Genomic DNA, 21,964 nt, shown 5'->3' on the forward strand with positions numbered 1-21,964 from the left:
GGGAGGAGTGCAATGCCGAGAGGTACAATTGCGGCTGCATTAGTTGCAGGGGCATTGTTGTGGAGTGGCGGATTAACCGTCGCCCAACAAACCGGGTCGGAAGCCGAAGCCAAAGCGATGTTTGATCGAGCCGTTCGTGCACTCAAGGCAAACGAGGCGGCGGCCTTGAGTGCTTTCAATGATAAGAGCAACAAGGAATACCATGACCGCGACATTTATGTTTTCTGCTACAACATGTCTGATGGCAAGTTCACGGCCCATCCAAACCCTGCGATCATGAACACGGACGTGCGCGATCTAAAGTTCAAGGACGATCCGTTCGGACAGCGCGCATTCGATACCGTCAAGAACGCAGCGCAGGGGGGTGTCAGTACATTCGATTATATGTTTCCAAAGCCCGGTTCGACTGAACCCGTTCCGAAGCGATCATTTGAAACGCGCATAGGCGATCAGGCGTGTGGAGTGGCCTACTACAAATAAGGTTGTTGGCCCGCTTCGTCGCCGGGCATCGATTGTCCGGAATGGAAGTTCAGTCTCCGGCTATCCTCTCGAATGCTCCCCACAAGCAACAGGCTTGCGCGCTCGCTGGGTTCGTTCAGGGGCGCACAACAAGCAATGGCTGCACGTTTGCGCCTCCTGCCATCAGAGGATTCGACGGTTCGAAATGCTCATGCAGTTCTCGCTTCCGCACCAGCGTGCGCGCCTCGACAAACGCGTCCTTCAGGCTTGCGGCCTGGCGGAGCGCCACGTTGAAAAAAGCGTCGCCAAAATAGGTCCACCTGGCCTTGTCCTGACAGCCGAACGACGGATGGTTGGCATCGGCCGCGGTGATCACCAGCACGTCGGGATTGGCGAGGCGCGGGATGAAGACCCCGGAATAACAAGCCGAGATGACCACCACCTTGTGCCGGACGCCCGTTCTCGCGAGCATGTCAGCGAGACGAGACGGCGTAAGCGTCTGCGTGAGCCGCCCCGCCTTGATGGCAAGGCCTTCGGGAGAGCCATGCGACGTGAGAATCAAAAACAGAACATCTTTCTCGGCATCGAGGCCATTGGCTGCAGTCTGCAACGACGTCGCCAGGGCCTCGATCGTTGCATTTCCGCCTTTCCTGGAATTATACCGCACGTCGACCGGGCCAGTCTCGAAACGGTCCGTCATGACCTGGGCTGCGCCGATCGCCTCATTTCTGAACACGCCTTGATCGCCGAAAAGGCCGAAGGACACCACACCAACCTTTCGAGCCACCTCAACAGCGTGTGCCGGCGAAACCGGCGGGGCGATGATCAAAATAAAAGCGACGAGCGGCGCGCCGAGCCGCCTGATCCAGGACCCGGAGAACATGGGAAACCTCATTTCGAGCGCGCCGCTTTGGGACCTGCGGCGGATTGAAAATAGCGAAACTGCAAAAATAGCGGAACCACGGCGAATTTCTATGGTTCGGAACCCCACTTCTACAGCCACGTTTCGCCGCTTCGACGCGTCGATTTGAAGGCTTGACAGGTTGCGGATGCGACCCCAGTGACGCTATGCATAAGCCATGTCCCGCGATCTCCGCCTTCATCGCATTCCCGCCGACGTTCTCGACTATGAAATCGTCCAGGAACAGGCGGTTGCGCTCGGGCGGATGGGGCGGGCGCTGGAAGCCGTTCTCGCCAGGCTGGCCGAGTTCGATGCTGCCCATCCGCGTCCGCGCGCGGAGGCATCGCTGCGGCAGTTGCGACGTGCTCTGGTGATGGAGGCCGGCCACGCGCTCTGGATGCTCGTGGTGCAGCGAGAGGCGTGCGGCCTTCGCGACAGCCGCGCCGTCATGCGTGATTATAACGTGCCGGACGAGGTGCAGCAGCACATGGGGCTATATCATCGCCCTTCGGGCTAAGTAGCTGCTTCGCCAGCTAGTGAAATGGATCGCTCCCGCGATCGATGACCTTTTCTAGCCGCGCCTTAATCGTCGCGAATAAGCGTTCAAATCGCTTTACTGAATCTCCGATCATAAGGTTAGTCGGATTCACGGCCATCCGCCGAAAAAATAGGCCGGCGGTTCGCGTCTTATGAAATGTCAATCCCACCCGCTGAAACGCGTCCTCAAACCGCTTCACGATACGAGGAATATTGCTGTTCAAATCAAGTGTCTTGCCTTGAAGCTCTTTAGAATAAGCATCTCTAGCCAAGTCTTCAAAAATTGTCGGGTCAAGCAAGTCTTCAATGTCTGCTTCAGGCGGTTTCGTGGAATCGAACGCTTCTGAAATCAAGATTACCTGCTCGTCGCGCAGTAACCGCGACTTGATCATTTCATCACGAATTGAACGTCCCTGACTATCATCATCGAGTAGCGCCATGACTATGAGTTTTTGGGCCGTTAGTAAGCTCACCATATTGGGGACTTTGGGCGCGCCATCCACAGGTGGCAATGCAAGTCTAGGAGGCAATCCCTCCTTCCCCGCGGCCACGAAATGTTTTGAAACAGCCTCTAAAATCCACCAATCGGTGACACCCTCAACAACTAGGTTATTTGGCCCGATGAACAGGCTGTCGGCGTAATAGTATCCCAACGCGGCCCTAATCGGAGCGAGCGTGCGGCCGTCACCTGTTGGATTATTGGTAACTACGGTGCCATCTTCTTCAGAAATCGTAACGGTTCTTAGGCGATCCAAAGTCTGAATGGGAATCATGAACGGCGAATGCGTCGTGTAGAGAATTTGATTATCAAAGTCCTGTTCGAAGTGAGCCTGCAAATCCTTTTGCGATTCTATATGTAGGAATAGCCCCGGCTCGTCCAACAGCAAGATCGCGTTCTCTGCCGCCCCTCCGTTCGTGTCAGCCGAAAACGTAATGTAGAAAGAAAAGAACCATCGAAGTCCTCGGCTTCGCTCATCTAAATTCACTTCGACGTCGAAGACCTGCGTAGGATCAGATATCAAGGTCTCGAAGTGCTCAGCGTCAGGACTGAAGCGCACCTTCAACTGACGATCTTTCCAAAGTCTCCGGATTTCACCTGTTACTACGGCGCTTGCTCTGTTCGCTATTAGGTTTCTTTCTTCGTACTTTCCTTCGCCTTGCAACGAGTGTAATTGTGCTGGATCGATCCCGGCGACCTTACATAATTTCTCAAAATTCTTCTCCGCTTCGCTCAACGTGTTATTACTTTTACGTTGAAGGAATTGCGCGATATTTTGGTGTCCGTTTAGTTCTGGATATTCGTCAACAAAAATGAAGATAGGCAACCTTCCAACGATCCAGTCTCGAGCCTTTTGCTCATCGTCTTGGTAGGAGGCCAAGCGTTCCGCGAGCTGTAATAATTCTTTAACTGCCTTGGCGCCGGCCTCAGGCATTGACATGCCGGCCTCTCTAAGGCTCTCGTTAAGAGGGCCTTGCGCGGACGTAAAATTGGACGCCCATTTCTCCTTGCTTTCAAACGCGGTTGAAGCTTTCTCAAACTGAAGCAAAGCGGCGCCGATTGATGTCTGTTTGGCTACGTCAAGTGCGCCCGCTGCCGTCCTTATCGCCAGAGTAATAACTGAAGCCATGGCTTTTATTGCAGCGGTATCAAAAGCAATTGGGGCGAGATCTATGAAACCGACCGTTCGCTTCTTGCATAACACCTCCCAACCTCAACGTGTTTCACTTTGCTGGCGTTTGGTAACAGCTTAACGAGTTCGGCTTGCTCCTTAGTTGTAAGACTCCATCGCGATGATACGACCTGGGTATCAGCAGTGCATTCGCTTAATCTTCGATGCCGTGGGAAATTCTTGGTACGGTTTAGTTCAGCGAAGCCCTCGGCTGGATTTAGGGTTCTGAGACCCAACAATAAGTTTGATTTTCCACTTTCATTGCGTCCAAGAAGGGCCGTTATGCGTGATGTTTGGATATCTCCGCTATCCTTGATTGATCTAAAGTTCTGAATCCGAAATGACTCAAGATGCATTTAGTTGCCCCAACACTTAGCTGCATAAAGGACGGTTGCCGTCTGAGCGGCGCTCGACTTTTTCAACAAGATCAGATGGATGGCGAGGAGCCGCAGCTCGAAGCCCCCATTTATAACAACTTATCCTAGGGAACTCGCGCCACGCGAGCAACATAGAATTTAGCTACTAGTACGAGATCAGTCTGTAGGGTGGGTTGAGCACAGCGATACCCATCAAATGTCGCAAGCGATGGGTTTCGCAAGTGCTCAACCCATCCAACGGGCTGAAATGATCAGGCGAGTTCACGCCCGCCGATCCGACGACCGACCCTAACCTTTCCCGTCATGCCCGCGCTTGGCGCGGGCATCCACGTCTTACTTTCATCCCGTTGCGACAAGGCGTGGATGGCCGGGACAAGCCCGGCCATGACGAACTGAGCTGTCACACCGTCATCGCGAGCGCTAGCGAAAGCGATTCAATAAGACGAATCGTTGGGTGGGTGGAGCGAAGCAAAACCCACCTTGCGCGAGCTTTTTTGACGATCCCAGGGGATTCGTCGAGGCCGCGATCGGGGAGGGGTGAGCGAAACGTGAACTCACCATTGCGAAAGGAGCAAGGCGACGAAGCAAGTTTTCCCTTGCCGTCATTCCGGGGCGCGAGTGGAACGAGCGAACCCGGAATCCATCCAGCCACGTAATGCTGGGAGAAATGGATTCCGGGTCTGCGCCTCACGGCGCATCCCGGAATGACAAACAAAGCGTAGCCTGGATGAGCGCAGCGACATCCGGGTTTCCTTCCGAACCCGCATGTCACTTCGTTCATGCGGGCTACGCGCTACGCGCTGCCGGACTGCAATTGCATCGACGCCAACAGAGCATCGCGTTCAGGTGCCGGCATGGCGCGCATCCGACGTCGGCCAATCAGGCGCATAGCGGCGAACCCGGCGAGAAACAGCGCGAGCTTGCTGACGATGCCAAAGACCGACATGAACGAAGCCCACGTGACCAGACTGAAATTCAGGGCCACGAACGCATTTATCGCGGCGGATACAAACATCAGACCGGCCCAACAGAAGCCGACAATTAAAGCAATATCAGGCACTATCGTCCGCGCGATGGGAGGCAAATAGCGATTCATCCATCCGGGCCTGAGCATCACGACGCCGACGATCACGTAGATCGCGCTGGGTTTGAACTGCACGAAGCGCGGGTCATCGGTGAGCAGCGCCGTAGTGCCGGAGGCGATGACCAGAAAGAGGCTCAGCCATTCCATGGTCTCGATTTGTCTTCCGCGGGCAAACTGGGTGCCGATTTGCGCCAGCCCCAGGGCCACGCCGAGACCAACAGCGGCACGAATGTTGTCGGTGAGAAGAAACACAATGAGAAACAGGATGGTCGAGGCCAGATCGAGGAGCAGCAGTTTTGCGGCGTTCAGAAACAGTCGCATGACTACCCCCGCTATTCCGCCGCCTCGCTGGCGCCGCCACCGCCGCTCTTGCGGCGCTTGCCGGCTTTCGCCAGCACGGGCTCGAGAAACTTGCCGGTGTAGCTGCGCGGCGCCTTGACGACGTCTTCCGGCGTGCCCCAGGCGACGATCTCGCCGCCGCCGTCGCCGCCTTCGGGGCCGAGGTCGATCACCCAGTCGGCGGTCTTGATCACCTCGAGATTGTGTTCGATCACCACCACCGTGTTGCCCTGCGCCACCAGCTCGTGGAGCACTTCGAGCAGCTTCTTCACGTCGTGGAAATGCAACCCCGTGGTCGGCTCGTCCAGAATATAGAGCGTCCGCCCGGTGGCGCGTTTGGACAGCTCCTTGGCGAGCTTGACGCGCTGGGCTTCGCCGCCCGACAGCGTGGTGGCCTGCTGGCCGACATGGATGTAATCGAGGCCGACGCGGTGCAATGTCTTGAAGGTGTCGCGCACGCGCGGCACCGCCTTGAAGAATTCGGCGGCTTCCTCGACCGTCATGTCGAGCACGTCCGCAATCGACTTGCCCTTGAACAGCACTTCCAGCGTCTCGCGGTTGTAGCGCTTGCCCTTGCAGACGTCGCAGGTGACGTAGACGTCGGGCAAGAAGTGCATCTCGATCTTGATGACGCCGTCGCCCTCGCAAGCCTCGCAACGGCCGCCCTTGACGTTGAAGGAGAACCGGCCCGGCTCGTAGCCGCGCGCCTTGGCCTCGGGCAGGCCCGCAAACCATTCGCGGATCGGCGTGAACGCGCCGGTATAGGTCGCCGGGTTCGAGCGCGGGGTGCGGCCGATCGGCGACTGGTCGATGTCGATGATCTTGTCGATATGCTCCAGCCCCTCGATGCGGTCGTGAGGGGCGGCGCCTTCGCTGGCATTGTTGAGTTTTCGCGCGATAGACTTGTAAAGCGTGTCAATGAGCAAGGTCGACTTGCCGCCGCCGGAGACGCCGGTGACGCAGGTGAAAAGGCCTAACGGAATTTCCGCCGTGATGTTCTTCAGATTATTGCCGCGGGCATTGACCACCTTGATGGTGCGGCGGTGGTTCGGCGGCCGGCGTTCCGGGATTTCCACCGACAATTCGCCGGTGAGATATTTTCCGGTCAGCGAATTCGGGCTGCGCATGATGTCGGCGGGCGTGCCTTGCGCCACGATCTCGCCGCCGTGCACGCCGGCGCCGGGACCGATGTCGAGCACATGATCCGCATGGCGAATGGCGTCCTCGTCGTGCTCGACCACGATCACGGTATTGCCGAGATCGCGCAGGCGTTTGAGCGTGTCGAGCAGCCTGGCATTGTCGCGCTGGTGCAACCCGATCGAGGGTTCGTCCAGAACGTAGAGCACGCCGGTCAACCCGGAACCGATCTGCGAAGCGAGACGAATGCGCTGGCTCTCCCCGCCGGACAGCGTGCCCGAGGCGCGCGACAGCGTCAGGTAACCGAGACCGACATCGAGCAGGAAGGACAACCGTTCGCGGATTTCCTTCAACACCCGGCTCGCGATCTCGTTCTGCTGGGCATTGAGCGCCTTTGGCACCGTCTCGAACCATTCGCCGGCGCGGCGCACCGAAAGATCGGAGATTTCGCCGATATGCTTATCCGCGATTTTCACGCACAGCGCTTCCGGCTTGAGGCGGTAACCGTGGCAGGCCTCACAGGGCACGTCGGAAAAATACTTGCCGAGCTCCTCGCGCGCCCATTCGCTTTCGGTCTCGCGATAGCGGCGGTCGATGTTGGTGATCACGCCTTCGAACGGCTTTTTGGTGTCGTACGAGCGCACGCCATCTTCGTAGGAGAATTTGATCTCGTCCTCGCCTGAGCCGTGCAGGATTGCGGCTTGCGTCTTCTTCGGCAGGTCCTTCCACTTGGTGTCGAGAGAAAACTTGTAATGCTTGCCGAGCGCGGTCAGCGTCTGGATGTAATAGGGCGACGACGATCTGGCCCAAGGCGCGATCGCGCCGCGCCGCAAGGTCAGTTCCTTGTCGGGGATGACGAGGTCTTCGTCGACATGCTGTTCGACGCCGAGCCCGCCGCAGGCAGGACAGGCGCCATAGGGGTTGTTGAACGAGAACAGCCGCGGCTCGATTTCCGGAATGGTGAAGCCGGAGACCGGGCAGGCGAATTTTTCCGAAAACAAAATCCGCTCTGGCCCGCTCCTGTCGTGGATCTTTGCGACTTTCTTTTTTTCACCCTCCCCTGAAAGGGGAGGGTCGGCGCGTAGCGCCGGGGAGGGGTCATCCATGAAGGTCTGACCCCCTCCCGACTGCTTCGCAGTCGACCTCCCCCTTTCAGGGGGAGGTGCAGCAGAGCTGGGCCCATCCGCAAACTCGATCACCGCAAGCCCTTCGGCGAGCTTCAGCGCCGTCTCAAAACTTTCGGCAAGCCGCTGGCCGATATCCGGCCGAACCACGATGCGGTCGACCACCACATCGATGTCGTGCGGGAATTTCTTGTCGAGCGCAGGCGCGTCCGCAAGCTCGTAAAAGACGCCGTCGATCTTGACCCGTTGGAATCCCTTCTTGAGATATTCGGCGAGTTCCTTCCTGTACTCGCCCTTGCGGCCGCGCACGACCGGCGCGAGCAGATAGAGCCGCGTGCCCTCGGGAAGTGCCAGCACGCGATCGACCATCTGCGACACCGTCTGGCTCTCGATCGGAAGACCCGTGGCCGGCGAATAGGGCACGCCGACGCGCGCCCACAACAGCCGCATGTAATCGTAGATCTCGGTCACCGTGCCCACCGTCGAGCGCGGATTTTTCGAGGTGGTCTTTTGCTCAATCGAAATGGCGGGAGAAAGCCCGTCGATCTGGTCGACGTCCGGCTTCTGCATCATCTCCAGGAACTGGCGCGCGTAGGCCGAAAGCGACTCGACATAGCGCCGCTGGCCTTCGGCATAGATGGTGTCGAAGGCAAGCGAGGATTTGCCGGAACCGGAGAGGCCCGTGAACACCACGAGCTTGTCGCGCGGAATCTCCAGGTCGATGTTCTTCAGATTGTGCTCGCGCGCGCCGCGAATGCTGATCGCCCGCAGACTCGAGCCGGCCATCTGTTGGCGCTGCTTGGCCTTGATCACTTCGTCCATATCGGCATTTCCAGGCGCGGGACAGCGGTCGGCGCGTCGCTTGGAAAGAGCGATCAGACGCCAGTGGGGTGGTGCTGTCGGAACATAGGAAGAACGGGAAACGATTTCCAGTGTGTTGGATTTGAAGTTCCTATCAGTGGCTCCGCTGCTCTTCATAGGAACTTCAAATCCAAAACCCCACTGCAATCATAACTCTCTGGTGTCCCTATGATTCCGAAGTTCGTAAGCCACTATGCCGCGCAATCATACGAACTTCGGAATCGGGACACCAGTGCTCGTTACGAACCATCAACGGATAGTTCGAAATTGCCTGGAACATGGCAGCAGCGGGCAGCAGCACAGCCGCGCGCGAGGCATTCACGTAAACTAAAAGGCCGGCGCGAGGCCGGCCTTTTTCGCACCGAAGCGTGTTCGTCGCGATCAGTATTTTGCGACGACCGGGCTGCCAAAAGTGTAGTTCAGGCGAACCGTTCCCATGTCGACATCCTGCTTGATGCGCATGGTGCGATCGAAGCCGCCCATGAAGTTGATGAGGTTGGCGCTGCTGCTGCCCATGAAGAGGTGGTCGTATTCGACCGCGACCGACCAGCCGGGCGCGAAGCGGAATTCGAGGCCGGTCCCGATGGCGCCACCCCAGCGGGTGTTACTGGCAGTATCGAAAGCGGCATTCGCCGGGAAGCCGACAACGGCGATTTGCGAGATCCCGCTATAGGTGTCGCGCGTGACGGCCGCGCCGCCCTTGCCGTACCAGAGCAGATTGTTCCAGGCATAACCGATCTGGCCGGTGAACAGACCAATGGCGTCGATCTTGGTTTGATTCAGGAATGGTTGACCGCCGAAGGTTCCGATTCCGCTGATGTTCGATCCCTTCAGGTTAGCCCAGTCGCCCTGCGCCTCGACGCCGAACACCCAGTTGGTCATCTGCCAGCGGTAGCCGACCTGGCCGCCGACGAGCCCGCCCGTTGCGTTGTGGCAGCCCACGCTGGTCGGTGGCACTGCACCAACCCCGGTGGTGGCAGTCAAATCCCAGCAATTGTGGCTCGATGCGCCGCCGCCATTGATGCCGATGTAGAAGCCGCTCCAGTCGTAGACCGGCGCCACGATCGGGGGAGCCTTGGTGTAGGTGCGGGCAGGGAGATCGGCGGCAAGCGCTGGGACGGCCACGCTCAACGCAGTGATGGCGGCCATACCCACAAGAACTTTCTTCATTATTCGTCGTCTCCGGTTTGCTCGTATCGTCGGGTCTGAATTGAATTCGGGCGCAGCTTCACCGCAGCCAAGCGGTGCGCAGCAATATCGTCATACAACCGGAAATGTTGTGTCAGGAAAGATACACTCTTGCGCAGAGTGACGTCCGAGGCTTCACCATTGCGTCAGAGTCCGACCTGTTCGCCAATCGGCCATGAAAAAAGCCGGCGCGAGGCCGGCCTTTTGCACGTCAACATGCCTGATCGCGATCAGTATTTCCCGACCACCGGGCCGCCCCAGCGATAATTGACGCGGACGGAGACCATGTCGGCATCGCCGTGAACGCGATCGCTGCTGAAGAGCGTGCCGGTAGCGACCGTGGTGAAAGTGGTGTTGTTGTTGGGGATGAAGAAATGATCCCATTCGACCGCCGCCGACCAGTTCGGGGCGAAAGTGAATTCCGCGCCCAGGCCGACTGCGCCGCCCCAACGGTTGTCGCCCGGTGCGGTCGCGAAGACCGTGCCGTTGGACACGATGTCGTTGCGATCGGAAATGACGGCCGCGCCGCCCTTGAAATAAAGCAGCGCCGTGTTGAAGGCGTAGCCGATCTGGCCGGTGAAGAGGCCAAACGCATCCATGCGCGAGCGGTTGACGAAACCGGGATTGACGATGCTCGCGCTCGAGCCTTTGAGGTCGGCCCAATCGCCCTGCAAATCCAGGCCCCAAACCCAGGGGCCGGTCTGGAAGCGATAGCCCATCTGGCCGCCTGCGAAGCCACCGGACGTGTTGCGGCATCCATCAGAAGCGACGATGGCGCCGCTCGCCGAGATTGAATCCCAGCAGCGGTTTTCAGTGCCCCAGCCGCCGTTCAAACCGAGATAGAAGCCGCTCCAGTCGTAGAGCGCTGGCATCAACACTGGAGTCTTGGTGTAGACCGGAAGATCGGCAGCGGGCGCAGCGACGCTCATCGCAACGAGAGCAATCGCACCCAGCAGAAACCTCTTCATTCTGTTCTCCGGCTTTTTCTTCGCTTCGTTTTTTCGAAGCGTTTCGCCTCAAACCCAGGGCCGCGCCAGACGGTCCTTGGGCACCGTTTATAGCCTGATTGAAGGCCGAAAGCCGTCTCCGAAATGCAACAGTCGAGGGAGAAGGTGAACCATGCCGAAGTTAATGAATTGTAAGCTTTTTCGAAGCTTCACCCCCGCCGGCTGGAGCCCGCAGGTCAGGCTTGCTGCCCTTGGCGCGGTGGCTTGGCCCAGCCAGATTTTCGCCGGAACAAAACTGGAACATCAGGGATCGAGATGCTATATGTGGATAACCGGCCGGTGACCGGCCGATCAAAGGGCTCCCGGCGCTGACGAGCGTATAGGGTCAAACAGACGGTTTTGAGCGGGACGGGAAGTCCAGCGGGTGGCTGGACCATCGATTGTCCCGGTGAATGCGAGTGGAGAGCGGCGATGGCAGGAAGCGTGAACAAGGTGATTCTGGTCGGCAACCTCGGCAAGGATCCGGAAATCCGGCGCACCCAGGATGGGCGGCCGATCGCCAATCTCAGCGTTGCGACCTCCGAGACCTGGCGCGACAAGGCGACCGGCGAGCGCAAGGAAAAGACCGAGTGGCACCGGGTCGTGATTTTCAACGAGGGCCTCTGCAAGGTCGCGGAGCAATATCTGAAGAAGGGCGCCAAGGTTTATATCGAAGGCCAGTTGCAGACCCGCAAATGGACCGACCAGTCGGGCGCCGACAAATATTCGACCGAGGTGGTGTTGCAGGGCTTCAACTCCAACCTCACCATGCTCGATAGCCGCGGTGGTGGAGGCGGCAGTTTCGCCGCCGAGGATCAGGGGGGCGATTTCGGTGCCGGCGGGCCGAGTTCGGCACCGCGTCGCGCCGTTGCTGCGGGCGCGCGAAACGGCGACATGGACGACGACATCCCGTTCTGATCTGGGCGGAGTGGAAGCTGGTTCTGCGTGCCGGCCGCCAAGTGCTGGAATCGTGGCCGACAAGTTTGCTGCCTTGAGCCGTTTGGGGCGTTTCGGATCAGCCTTGCACCGCTGTTCGATGCTGTGCGGCGCAAGCCATCGGGGCGCGGCCTCGTAGCGCCTTCAAGGGCTTTGCAGCCGTGGTTCCGGAAGCGGATTCTACAAGCTGAAATACCGCTGCCGGCCTGCCCGCTAAGTCACTGGAAAAACGAAGGGAAAATCCGCTTTTCCCGGCCAGTTAAAGGTGGTTTTGAAGGCGTCGATGCGCTATATGATTCCCGATCAAAAACTGACCGGATTCCCCCTTGTCTGACACCGAAGATAACAAGCCCGGAGAGCCGCCGGCGCCCTCCGACATTCGTCCGGTATCCATCCTCGACGAGATGAAGCGCTCCTACCTCGATTACGCCATGAGCGTGATCGTGGCGCGCGCGCTGCCGGATGCGCGCGACGGTCTGAAGCCGGTGCACCGCCGCATCCTCTATGCGATGCACGAGAGTGGCTACACGCCGGACAAGAAGCATAAGAAATCCGCCGGCATCGTCGGCGACGTGATGGGCCAGTATCATCCGCACGGCGATCAGGCGATCTACGACGCTCTCGTGCGCATGGCGCAGGATTTTTCCATGCGCGCTCCGCTCGTCGACGGGCAGGGCAATTTCGGCTCGGTCGACGGCGACCCGCCGGCGGCGATGCGCTACACGGAATCGCGGCTGGCCAAGATCGCGCTGGCCTTGCTCGACGACACCGACAAGGACACGGTCGACTTCCAGGACAATTATGACGGCTCCGCCCGGGAGCCGGTGGTGCTGCCGGCGAAATTTCCGAACCTTCTGGTCAACGGCGCAGGCGGCATCGCGGTCGGCATGGCCACCAACATCCCGCCGCACAATCTCGGCGAGGTCGTCGATGCCTGCACCGCGCTGATCGACAATCCCGGGCTGTCGATCGAGGACCTCATCAACATCATTCCGGGTCCGGATTTTCCGACCGGCGGCATCATCCTCGGACGCCAGGGCATCCGTGCGGCCTATCACCTTGGCCGGGGCTCGATCGTGATGCGCGGCAAGGTTTCGATCGACACTATCCGCAAGGACCGCGAGGCGATCGTCGTCTCGGAGATCCCCTACCAGGTCAACAAGGCCGCAATGGTGGAGCGCATTGCCGAGCTCGTGCGCGAAAAGAAAATCGAGGGCATCGCCGACCTGCGCGACGAATCCGATCGCGAGGGCTACCGCGTCGTGGTCGAGCTCAAGCGCGACGCGATGGCTGATGTCGTGTTGAACCAGCTCTACCGTTTCACGCCGCTGCAGACGACGTTCGGGGCCAACATGGTCGCGCTCGACAACGGTCGCCCGCAGACGATGAACCTGAAGGACCTGCTGACCGTTTTCATCGCCTTCCGCGAGCAGGTGGTGACGCGGCGCACCAAGTTCCTGCTCGGCAAGGCGCGCGACCGCGCCCATATCCTGGTCGGTCTGGCGATTGCGGTGGCGAATATCGACGAGGTCATCCGCGTGATCCGCACCTCGCCCGATCCCAATACGGCGCGCGATACCCTGATGTCGCGCGACTGGCCGGCAAGGGACGTGGCCGCGATGATCACGCTGATCGACGATCCCCGCCACCGCCTTGCCGAAGACGGCACCGCGCGGCTGTCGATGGAGCAGGCCAGGGCCATTCTCGATCTGCGCCTGCAGCGGCTCACCGCGCTCGGCCGCGAGGAGATTTCCGAGGAACTCGACAAGCTTGCGGTCGAGATCAACGATTATCTCGACATCCTGCGTTCGCGCGCCCGCGTCCAGGCCATCATCAAGAGCGAGCTTGCCGAGGTGAGAGCCGAATTCGCCACGCCGCGCAGGACCGTCATCATGGATCAGGAAGGCGAGGTCGAGGACGAAGACCTGATCCAGCGCGAGGACATGGTGGTCACGGTCTCGCACGCCGGTTACGTCAAGCGGGTGCCGCTGTCGACCTATCGCGCGCAGCGGCGCGGCGGCAAGGGAAGGGCGGGTATGCAGACCCGCGACGAGGATTTCGTCAGCCGCCTGTTCGTGGCCTCGACCCACACGCCGGTCTTGTTCTTCTCTTCGCGCGGACAGGTGTACAAGGAAAAGGTCTGGCGACTGCCGGTGGCGGCGCCGAACGCCCGCGGCAAGGCGCTCATCAACATCCTGCCGCTCGAGCAGGGCGAACGCATCACCACCATCATGCCGTTGCCCGAGGATGAATCCTCCTGGGCCAATCTCGACGTGATGTTTGCGACCACCGGCGGCAATGTCCGCCGCAACAAGTTGTCCGACTTCGTCGACGTCCGCCGTTCCGGCATCATCGCCATGAAGCTCGAGGACGGCGAGGCGATCGTCGACGTGCAGATCTGCACCGAGCACGACGACGTGCTGCTGACGGCGGCCGGCGGCCAGTGCATCCGCTTTGCCGTCACCGATGTGCGGGTGTTCTCGGGACGCACCTCGATGGGTGTGCGCGGTATCGCGCTGCCCGAAGGCGACAAGCTGATTTCGTTGGCGATCCTGCGGCACGTCGAGGCGACGTCGGACGAAAGATCGGCCTATCTGAAGATGCGGCGTGCGGTCGCCGGTGAGGCCGGGGCCGAGGAGGCCGCGGACGCCGACGCCGAGGAGGCCTCGAGCGCCATCCAGCTCAGCCCGGAGCGCTATGTCGAGATGTCGGCCCAGGAGCAGGTGGTGCTCACGGTCTCCGTCAACGGCTACGGCAAGCGCACCTCATCGTTCGAGTACCGGACGACCGGGCGCGGCGGCAAAGGCATCGTGGCGATGTCGGTCAACAGCCGCAACGGCAAGCTGGTCGCTTCCTTCCCGGTCGAGGACTCCGACCAGATCATGCTGGTGACCGACAAGGGCCAGCTCATCCGCTGCCCCGTGGAGGATATCCGGATCGCCGGCCGCTCGACCCAGGGCGTCATCGTGTTCGATACGGCGGAAGACGAGCACGTCGTCTCGGTCGAGCACATTGGCGAGGAAGCCGAAAACGGAAACGGAGGCTAGGCGACAACCGAGCCTCCGCTTCAGACGAGAATCGCGGAAATCCTTGTCCTGCGGCGCGGCTTACGGCGTGCGGTCGGCGGTGACCAGACGGGCCTGCTTGATCTGTGTTGGAGTGCTGGAACCCGCCAGGCGCAGGCAAGCGGGCTCGAAATTCGGCCAAGCCTGTTGCGAGCAATCGCGTCCAATTGGGTGAATATCCAGCCGATCGCCCTTGGCAAGCACATGCGGCACGCTGGCTTCGACTTCCGGCGCAAAGCCGGGAAGCAGGGCGAGAGCGGTGGCGACAAGCGCAGCAATAGCGATGGCTGAAACAGCTTTGATCATGAATGTCGGTCCCCATGTCACGGGGCCGTGGCGGCCCCTCGTTGGCTGGTCAACGCCATACAAAGTGCCCGTTTCCGGATGGCTTCTCATTGCGCGAAAGTGGTTTCATTCCCGCGCTGTTTCGTTTCATCGCCCCGCCCGCCAACGAAACAGAGCCGGCACGCAAGTCCGGGCCATCCCCGGAAGTGGTTCAACGGACGATAAAAAAGCCAAATGTTTGCTGATTGACGGACTTGCGAAAACCGTTCGGCTTGCGGGCCCGCGCCGGGCGGGGTAGGACGGATTTATGCCCCGTATCGCGCTTTATGCCGGCTCCTTCGACCCCGTGACCAATGGCCATCTGGACGTGGTCAGCCAGGCTGTCGGCCTGTGCGACCGCCTGGTGGTCGCGATCGGCGTCCATCCCGGCAAGGCCCCGTTATTTCCGGTCGAGGAGCGGCTCGCGATGGTGCGCGAGGTGTTCGAGCCCGTGGCCAAAGGCGCTCAGTGCGAACTCGAGTGCACCACTTTCGACGACCTCACGGTCACCGCGGCAAAACGCGCCAATGCGACCATCCTCATTCGCGGCCTGCGCGACGGCACCGACCTCGACTATGAAATGCAGATCGCCGGAATGAACGGGACCATGGCGCCGCAGATCCGCACTGTGTTCCTTCCGGCCTCGCCGACGGTTCGCCCGATCACGGCCACACTGGTGCGCCAGATCGCCGGGATGGGCGGTGACGTCTCGCACTTTGTGCCGAAGGCCGTGGCCAGGCGCATCAAGACCAAATTCGCCCGCTAGCATCTTCTGGAGCCTCCATGATCCGAATTCTCGCCGTTTTCGCCGCGCTCGTCTGCGCCGCCCCCGCAATCGCCCAGCCGCTTCCAGCCGGCCTCGACAAACAGAATGCGATCGTCATCGACACCAGCAAGGGACGGATCGTCGTCAAGCTGAGGAACGACATTGCGCCCCAGCATGCCGAGCGCATCAAGCAGCTCGTGCGCGAGGGTTTTTACAACAACGTCCCGTTCCACCGCGTGATCGACGGCTTCATGGCGCAGACCGGCGACGGCCAGAATTTCAACGGCACCGGCGGATCGAAATACCCGAACCTGAAGCAGGAATTTTCCAACGTGCACTTCAAGCGCGGAATCGTCGGAATGGCGCGGCGCGGCGACAGCGTCGATTCCGCCAATTCGCAGTTCTTCATCATGTTTGCCGACGGAGCGAGCCTCGACGGCCAGTACACCGTGATCGGCGAGGTGGTGCAGGGCATGGACGTGGTCGACGCGCTGAAAAAGGCCTCCCCCGGATCCGCTGGCGGCGCCGTCACCGATCCCGACAAGATGGTCAAGGTGCAGGTCGCATCCGACATCAAGTGACGCCAGTGCGGGGCTCCACCAGGTTGGTCCGAGCCCGCATCCTGCGGATCTGGTCGGCGGCAGCACTGTTGCTGATGGGAACGACGCCTGCGCTGGCGGAACCGGCCCAGGTCAACACCATCAGCGAACTCTTTGCGCGATTGGGGAGCTGCTGGAAGCCGCCGCCGCCGTCTCAGGCCCATCCTGGCATCGACGTCACCGTGATTGTGAGCTTTAACCGGGCAGGCGAGATCCTCGGCCATCCCCGGATCACCTATGAATCGGAACAGGCTGACGACAACGACCGCCTGATGTACCGGATCGCCGTGATGGAGGCGTTGAAGCGCTGTACGCCGATGCCATTTACTGAAGGGATGGCCGGCGCGGTCGCCGGCCGGCCTTTCGCGGTCCAGTTTCGAAATCGGAAACTTCCCCCCAAACCATTAGAGAGAAGAGCATGGCTGACACCGAAAATACTTTGATCCTCGACACCACGCAGGGACGTGTCACCATCGAGATGCGGCCCGATCTCGCGCCCAACCATGTCGCGCGCATCAAGGAACTGGTGCGCGATGGATTCTATGACGGCATCGTATTCCACCGCGTGATCGATGGTTTCATGGCCCAGACCGGCTGTCCGCACGGCACTGGCACCGGCGGTTCCGGCACTAAACTCAAGGCCGAGTTCAACGACGAGCCGCACGTGCGCGGCACGGTATCGATGGCGCGAGCCGCCAATCCGGATTCCGGCGACAGCCAGTTCTTCATCTGCTTCGACGATGCGTCGTTCCTGAACCGGCAGTATACGGTGTGGGGCAAGGTGACGTCGGGCATGGAAAATGTCGACAAGATCAAGCGCGGCGAGCCGGTCAGGGATCCCGACAAGATCGTCAAGGCGCACATGGCGCTGGATGCGGCGTGAGGCAGGATTGTCATTCCGGGGCGCGCGGCACGCGCGAACTATGGTGCGCGATTGCGCACCTGAGAATCTCGAGATTCCGGATGGCTTCGCTTCGCGAACCCTCCGGAATGACGCCCACATAATACCCACCGGCCATGCGCACCGATCTCTTCGACTTCGAACTTCCATCCGACCGCATCGCCTTGCGTCCGGCAAGCCCGCGCGATTCCGCGCGAATGCTCGTCGTCGGGCCGGGCGCGGCGTTGCGCGACCACCGCGTCGTCGACCTTCCACAATTGTTGAGGCCCGGCGACCAGCTGGTGGTTAACGACACCAAGGTCATATCGGCCCAGCTTGCCGGCCGGCGCATCGGCCGGGAAACCGAACCGAAGATCGAGGCGACGCTGATCAAGCGGCTCGATGCCTCGCGCTGGCAGGCATTGGTAAAACCGGCCAAGAAGCTTGCGCCGGGTGACGTGGTCCGGTTCGGCCATGAGGGAAGGGTCTGCCTTCTCGGCCACCTCGATGCCGAAGTCGAACACAAGGGCGAGGACGGCGAAGTCACGCTGTCGTTTTCGTTTCACGGGCCTGCGCTCGACTCCGCCATTGCCGACCTCGGCAGTCCGCCGCTGCCGCCCTATATCGCCGGGAGGCGCGCAACCGACGAGCGGGACGTCGCCGACTATCAGACCATGTTTGCAGAGAGGGAAGGCGCGGTCGCGGCTCCCACGGCAGGATTGCACTTCACGCCGGCGCTTGAGGCTGCGTTACGCAAGCACGGCATCGGCATCGAGCGGATCACACTCCATGTCGGAGCGGGGACCTTCCTGCCGGTCAAGGCGCAAGACACAAGTCTGCACAAGATGCATTCCGAATGGGGTGCCGTCCGAGGGGAGACTGCCGATGCGCTGAACGCCGCGCGCGCCAGGGGCGGCCGCATCGTCGCGGTCGGCACCACCTCGCTGCGGCTGTTGGAGAGCGCGGCGACGGAGGACGGCACCGTCGCGCCGTTTGCCGGCGAGACCTCGATCTTCATCACGCCGGGCTATCGCTTTCGCGCCGTCGACATTCTCCTGTCCAATTTTCATCTGCCGCGTTCGACCCTGTTTATGCTGGTCTCGGCCTTCAGTGGGCTCGAAACCATGAAGCGGGCCTATGCTCACGCCATCGAGAGCGGCTATCGCTTCTATTCGTACGGAGACGCTTGCCTGCTGTTTCGTGATAGATCGATTGCATGACTTTACCGAACCATTTTGAACTGCTCGGCCGTGACGGTCAGGCCCGCACCGGGCGGCTGACCACCCCGCACGGCATGGTCCGAACGCCTGCGTTCATGCCCGTGGGCACAGCCGGTGCCATGAAGGGCATGCACTGGCGCGAGGTGCGGGACGCGGGCACCGACATCGTGCTCGGCAACACCTATCATTTGATGCTGCGACCCGGTGCGGAGCGGATCGCGGCGCTCGGCGGTTTGCAGGCCTTTACCGGCTGGAACGGTCCGATGCTGACGGATTCCGGCGGCTTCCAGGTGATGTCGCTGTCCGAATTGCGCAAGATCGGCGAGCGGGCGGTCACCTTTCGCTCCCATATCGACGGCGCAATGGTCGAATTGTCGCCGGAGCGCTCGATCGAGGTCCAGCGCCTGCTCGGCTCCGACATCGCGATGCAGATGGACGAGTGCATCCGCTTGCCCGCCGCACCGGAAGACATCGAGCGCGCGATGCAACTTTCCCTGCGCTGGGCCGAGCGCAGCAAGCGCGCGTTTGAAAGCGCGCCTGAGGGCTACATGCTGTTCGGCATCGCCCAGGGCGGCGACGTGCCCGAGCTGCGCCGGGCAAGCGCTCGGGGCCTCGTCGAGATCGGCTTTCACGGTTACGCCATTGGCGGGCTTGCCGTCGGCGAACCGCAATCGGTGATGCTCGCGATGATCGAGGAGGTCACCCCGATCCTGCCCTTCGAGCGGCCGCGCTATTTGATGGGGGTCGGCACACCCGACGACATCCTGGAAGCGGTCGCGCGCGGCGTTGACATGTTCGATTGCGTGATGCCGACCCGCAACGGGCGGCACGGCGTGGCGTTCACGCGGTTCGGCCAGATCAACCTGCGCAATGCCCGTCATGCCGATGATCCACGACCGCTCGATGAGGAGAGTTCGTGGCCTTCAGCGCGCAGCTATTCGCGCGCCTATCTGCATCACCTCGTCAAATCGGGCGAGACGCTGGGCGCGATGCTGCTGTCGGAAATCAACATCGCGTATTACCAGCGCCTGATGCACGACATCAGGAACGTGATTTCCGAAGGCAGCTTCGCAACTTTCCGTGAGCGCACGCGGCGAGAGTGGGCGAAGGGAGATATTCCCGCCCGCTCATGACGATTCGATCATGGGGTCGGTCAAACGCAAATTCGAAAAAGCGGTTTGCGCGGGCAAGCGCTACGCGTTTGCCTTGAGATTTTCCCTCAACGACGAGCTGAACCTAGTTGCAGACCGGACGCTTGAGCGAATGTTTGGTCACAAAACCGTACCCGCACGTATCGCAGGTCCAGAGATAGCTGACGAGATTGTCGGCCAGATAGGCGGAAGCCTCCGCAGCCACCATCGAATCGGCGCAAACCGGGCAGGTCGGCAGATCGCAGCCGCGCGGATCGCGGTCGGTGGAGACGGTCGACATGGCATCAGCAACTGCTGGCATCGTGACCTCCTTGTTGCGATCTGATCCCCGTACCACATCATACTGCCACACATTGACGATGACGCAACACAAATACGTTTGATTTAAGTAATTTCGGAAATTTGAATTTTTGCATCGCAGCGAAATCCAAATGCGCACTATTCTTCCTTGCACGGAAGCATGACCAACCCGTAATGAAAGAATCGCTTGCAAATTCGAACAGAGCGCGCTCGCGTGGAGCCTTCATGAGCATGTCGCCATCAACGTCTGCGACGCAACGTCACGGCCGGGGCCGCGTCTTCGACAGTATTGTTGACGCGATCGGCGATACGCCCATCGTGCGGCTTGGCAAGCTGCCTCAACAGCACGGCTCGAATGCCAACATTCTCGCCAAACTCGAATATTTCAATCCGGCCGCGAGCGTGAAGGATCGAATCGGCGTTGCCATGATTGTGGCGATGGAAAAAGCCGGACTGATCAACGCCGACACGGTCCTGATTGAACCGACATCCGGAAATACAGGAATCGCGCTGGCCTTTGTGGCGGCCTCTCGTGGTTACCGGCTCAAGCTGGTCATGCCTGACTCAATGTCGATCGAGCGGCGCAAAATGCTGGCGTTTCTTGGCGCCGAAATCATTCTGACACCGGCGGCACAGGGGATGAGGGGATCGATCGCGACCGCCGAAGAGCTGGTGCGAACGACGCCCAATGCGGTGATGCCGCAGCAGTTCAAGAACCCCGCCAATCCGGAAATTCACCGCCGCACCACGGCGGAGGAAATCTGGAACGACACCGGCGGCAACATCGACATCTTCGTTGCCGGCGTCGGCACGGGCGGGACCATCACGGGCGTTGGGCAGGTGCTAAAACCCCGCAAACCCTCGCTGCGTGTCGTGGCTGTGGAGCCCGAGGAAAGTCCGGTGCTGTCCGGCGGTCAGCATTCCCCGCACAAGATCCAGGGGATCGGGGCCGGTTTCATTCCCGAAATTCTCGACCGTTCCGTCATCGACGAGATCGTCAGGATCGACAGCGCGACAGCGATCGACATGTCGCGGGCGCTTGCTCGCAACGAGGGCATTCCGGGTGGCATCTCCTCTGGCGCCGCGATTGCGGCGGCACTTCTGATCGGCAAACGGCCGGAAAACGCCGGCAAGACCATCGTGGCGGTGGTGCCGTCGTTTGCGGAGCGCTATCTATCCACCGTACTGTTTGAAGGAATCTAGTGCGACGAATTTGAAATTCCTGTCGGTATCGCGGCAAGTTCGTGAACTTCAAATTCAAAGCCGCTACGCAAATCAACAAGTTGCCAGAGCTCCTTTGATTCCGAAGTTCGCATCAGAGGTCGCCACGATAGCTTGCGAACTTCCGAATCGGAGCTCTAGCCTTGCCGGATCAACCAAGACGACCGAGAACACTCAATGACGCCCGCACCGAAGCCGAGGCCGCGTTCAAGAAAGTGACACGGAAAGAGGCCGAAACGTTGCCTAAGAAAATGGCACTGCCCGGGGTCAAGGAACTGGTTTCGCTGCGGATCGACCAGGACGTGCTCGAGTTTTTCCAGCAAGGCGGACCCGGCTGGCAGGACCGGATCAACGACGCGCTGAGAAAGGCGGCAGGGAAATAAATTTCATGGGGGGACGCTCGGCGATTTCCCGTCTTGCACTGATGACGGGATTGCTTTCGGAGCCGGTCACCGCGGAAACGGTTCCCTACCAGTGCATCATTCTGCCGGGCGAGGAGGTCGCCAGTATCATGATGACCAACTCGTTGAGCAGCAACGCGTCCTGTATCGTGACCTGCAAATTCTCCACCACGCGCTACAACAACAATCCGCAGATCACTTGCGCCAAACCGGTTCCGGCGGGCAAGGAGGTCCAGATGTGTCTCTTGACCTCGGGCGGCGACAAGATGGTGAAGCTGATCGAAGGTTACGCGGAGTGCACCAAATAGGTTGAGCGGCTCGTTCGGCAAGCCGAAAGGAACCTGGTCAGGCCGTTATCGGTTGATCAGCCGCATCATCGCGGAAGCAAGAAGCCCCAGCGGGCGTGGCGTTGGCCTGCGGCTCTGGGGCCCGGGTTCG

Annotated in this window: 22 protein-coding genes; 13 read left to right on the forward strand and 9 right to left on the reverse strand. The window is 60.4% G+C overall.

What is annotated here, in order from left to right; all coding sequences use genetic code 11:
* Positions 1-12: 12 nt before the first annotated feature.
* Positions 13-480 carry a cache domain-containing protein gene (locus VNX23_RS20465; RefSeq protein WP_325632971.1) on the forward strand — a complete coding sequence of 156 codons (468 nt, stop codon included), beginning with the start codon at positions 13-15 and terminating at the stop codon, positions 478-480.
* Positions 481-595: 115 nt separating this feature from the next.
* Here the strand turns inward: VNX23_RS20465 and VNX23_RS20470 are convergent, their stop codons facing one another.
* Positions 596-1,342 carry a C13 family peptidase gene (locus tag VNX23_RS20470; RefSeq protein ID WP_325632973.1) on the reverse strand — a complete coding sequence of 249 codons (747 nt, stop codon included), beginning with the start codon at positions 1,340-1,342 and terminating at the stop codon, positions 596-598.
* Positions 1,343-1,538: 196 nt separating this feature from the next.
* Between VNX23_RS20470 and VNX23_RS20475 the strand changes: the two genes are divergently transcribed.
* Positions 1,539-1,877 carry a DUF6665 family protein gene (locus VNX23_RS20475; RefSeq protein WP_325632975.1) on the forward strand — a complete coding sequence of 113 codons (339 nt, stop codon included), beginning with the start codon at positions 1,539-1,541 and terminating at the stop codon, positions 1,875-1,877.
* A gap of 16 nt (positions 1,878-1,893) precedes the next feature.
* On the opposite strand, the gene VNX23_RS20480 is transcribed toward VNX23_RS20475, so the two are convergent.
* The 6 genes from VNX23_RS20480 to VNX23_RS20500 form a co-directional block, all read right to left on the reverse strand.
* Positions 1,894-3,525: a hypothetical protein gene (locus VNX23_RS20480; RefSeq protein ID WP_325632977.1), complete on the reverse strand. Its 1,632-nt coding sequence runs from the start codon at positions 3,523-3,525 to the stop codon at positions 1,894-1,896.
* 41 nt (positions 3,526-3,566) lie between these two features.
* The gene (locus VNX23_RS31100; protein ID WP_414643038.1) at positions 3,567-3,923 is read right to left on the reverse strand and encodes an AAA family ATPase; all 357 of its coding nucleotides are present in this window, start codon (positions 3,921-3,923) and stop codon (positions 3,567-3,569) included.
* Positions 3,924-4,737: 814 nt separating this feature from the next.
* The gene (locus VNX23_RS20485) at positions 4,738-5,349 is read right to left on the reverse strand and encodes an inner membrane-spanning protein YciB (RefSeq protein WP_325632979.1); all 612 of its coding nucleotides are present in this window, start codon (positions 5,347-5,349) and stop codon (positions 4,738-4,740) included.
* Between the two features lie 11 nt (positions 5,350-5,360).
* The gene (gene uvrA / locus VNX23_RS20490; RefSeq protein WP_325632981.1) at positions 5,361-8,450 is read right to left on the reverse strand and encodes an excinuclease ABC subunit UvrA; all 3,090 of its coding nucleotides are present in this window, start codon (positions 8,448-8,450) and stop codon (positions 5,361-5,363) included.
* 420 nt (positions 8,451-8,870) lie between these two features.
* Complete coding sequence (locus VNX23_RS20495; RefSeq protein ID WP_325632983.1) at positions 8,871-9,659, reverse strand: outer membrane protein; 789 nt, start codon at positions 9,657-9,659, stop codon at positions 8,871-8,873.
* 248 nt (positions 9,660-9,907) lie between these two features.
* Positions 9,908-10,645, reverse strand: coding sequence for an outer membrane protein (locus tag VNX23_RS20500; protein WP_325632985.1), 738 nt, complete (start codon positions 10,643-10,645; stop codon positions 9,908-9,910).
* A gap of 450 nt (positions 10,646-11,095) precedes the next feature.
* Here VNX23_RS20500 and VNX23_RS20505 point away from each other — a divergent pair, with 450 nt between their 5' ends.
* A complete protein-coding gene (locus VNX23_RS20505) occupies positions 11,096-11,581 on the forward strand; it encodes a single-stranded DNA-binding protein (RefSeq protein WP_325632987.1) in 486 nt (161 codons plus the stop codon).
* A gap of 344 nt (positions 11,582-11,925) precedes the next feature.
* Positions 11,926-14,646, forward strand: a complete 2,721-nt coding sequence (gene gyrA, locus VNX23_RS20510; protein ID WP_325632989.1) for a DNA gyrase subunit A — start codon at positions 11,926-11,928, stop codon at positions 14,644-14,646.
* Between the two features lie 60 nt (positions 14,647-14,706).
* Here the strand turns inward: gyrA and VNX23_RS20515 are convergent, their stop codons facing one another.
* Positions 14,707-14,970 carry a hypothetical protein gene (locus tag VNX23_RS20515; protein WP_325632990.1) on the reverse strand — a complete coding sequence of 88 codons (264 nt, stop codon included), beginning with the start codon at positions 14,968-14,970 and terminating at the stop codon, positions 14,707-14,709.
* 286 nt (positions 14,971-15,256) lie between these two features.
* Here VNX23_RS20515 and coaD point away from each other — a divergent pair, with 286 nt between their 5' ends.
* From coaD to tgt, 6 genes are all read left to right on the forward strand, one after another.
* A complete protein-coding gene (gene coaD / locus VNX23_RS20520; RefSeq protein ID WP_325632992.1) occupies positions 15,257-15,754 on the forward strand; it encodes a pantetheine-phosphate adenylyltransferase in 498 nt (165 codons plus the stop codon).
* Positions 15,755-15,771: 17 nt separating this feature from the next.
* Positions 15,772-16,335 carry a peptidylprolyl isomerase gene (locus VNX23_RS20525; protein ID WP_325632994.1) on the forward strand — a complete coding sequence of 188 codons (564 nt, stop codon included), beginning with the start codon at positions 15,772-15,774 and terminating at the stop codon, positions 16,333-16,335.
* A 74-nt stretch (positions 16,336-16,409) separates the two neighbouring features.
* Positions 16,410-16,796 (forward strand): hypothetical protein, encoded by a 387-nt coding sequence (locus VNX23_RS20530; protein WP_325633023.1) that lies wholly within the window; start codon positions 16,410-16,412, stop codon positions 16,794-16,796.
* On the forward strand, positions 16,772-17,236 hold the full coding sequence (locus VNX23_RS20535) for a peptidylprolyl isomerase (RefSeq protein ID WP_325632996.1): 465 nt from the start codon (positions 16,772-16,774) through the stop codon (positions 17,234-17,236). The genes VNX23_RS20530 and VNX23_RS20535 overlap by 25 nt, the downstream gene beginning before the upstream one ends.
* Positions 17,237-17,370: 134 nt before the next feature.
* Entirely contained in the window at positions 17,371-18,453 is a 1,083-nt protein-coding gene (gene queA, locus VNX23_RS20540; RefSeq protein WP_325632998.1) for a tRNA preQ1(34) S-adenosylmethionine ribosyltransferase-isomerase QueA, read from the forward strand.
* Complete coding sequence (gene tgt / locus VNX23_RS20545) at positions 18,450-19,586, forward strand: tRNA guanosine(34) transglycosylase Tgt (RefSeq protein ID WP_325633000.1); 1,137 nt, start codon at positions 18,450-18,452, stop codon at positions 19,584-19,586. Before queA ends, tgt begins: the two co-directional genes overlap by 4 nt.
* 103 nt (positions 19,587-19,689) lie before the next feature.
* Here tgt and VNX23_RS20550 read toward each other — a convergent pair whose 3' ends face one another.
* Positions 19,690-19,905, reverse strand: coding sequence for a hypothetical protein (locus tag VNX23_RS20550; protein ID WP_325633002.1), 216 nt, complete (start codon positions 19,903-19,905; stop codon positions 19,690-19,692).
* A gap of 224 nt (positions 19,906-20,129) precedes the next feature.
* Here VNX23_RS20550 and cysK point away from each other — a divergent pair, with 224 nt between their 5' ends.
* From cysK to VNX23_RS20565, 3 genes are all read left to right on the forward strand, one after another.
* Positions 20,130-21,107 (forward strand): cysteine synthase A, encoded by a 978-nt coding sequence (gene cysK / locus VNX23_RS20555; RefSeq protein ID WP_325633004.1) that lies wholly within the window; start codon positions 20,130-20,132, stop codon positions 21,105-21,107.
* 161 nt (positions 21,108-21,268) lie between these two features.
* Entirely contained in the window at positions 21,269-21,508 is a 240-nt protein-coding gene (locus tag VNX23_RS20560; RefSeq protein ID WP_325633006.1) for a BrnA antitoxin family protein, read from the forward strand.
* 5 nt (positions 21,509-21,513) lie between these two features.
* The gene (locus tag VNX23_RS20565; RefSeq protein ID WP_325633008.1) at positions 21,514-21,834 is read left to right on the forward strand and encodes a hypothetical protein; all 321 of its coding nucleotides are present in this window, start codon (positions 21,514-21,516) and stop codon (positions 21,832-21,834) included.
* Positions 21,835-21,964: the final 130 nt, after the last annotated feature.

The sequence above is a fragment of the Bradyrhizobium sp. genome (assembly GCF_035570375.1).
Taxonomy (GTDB): Bacteria; Pseudomonadota; Alphaproteobacteria; order Rhizobiales; family Xanthobacteraceae; genus Bradyrhizobium.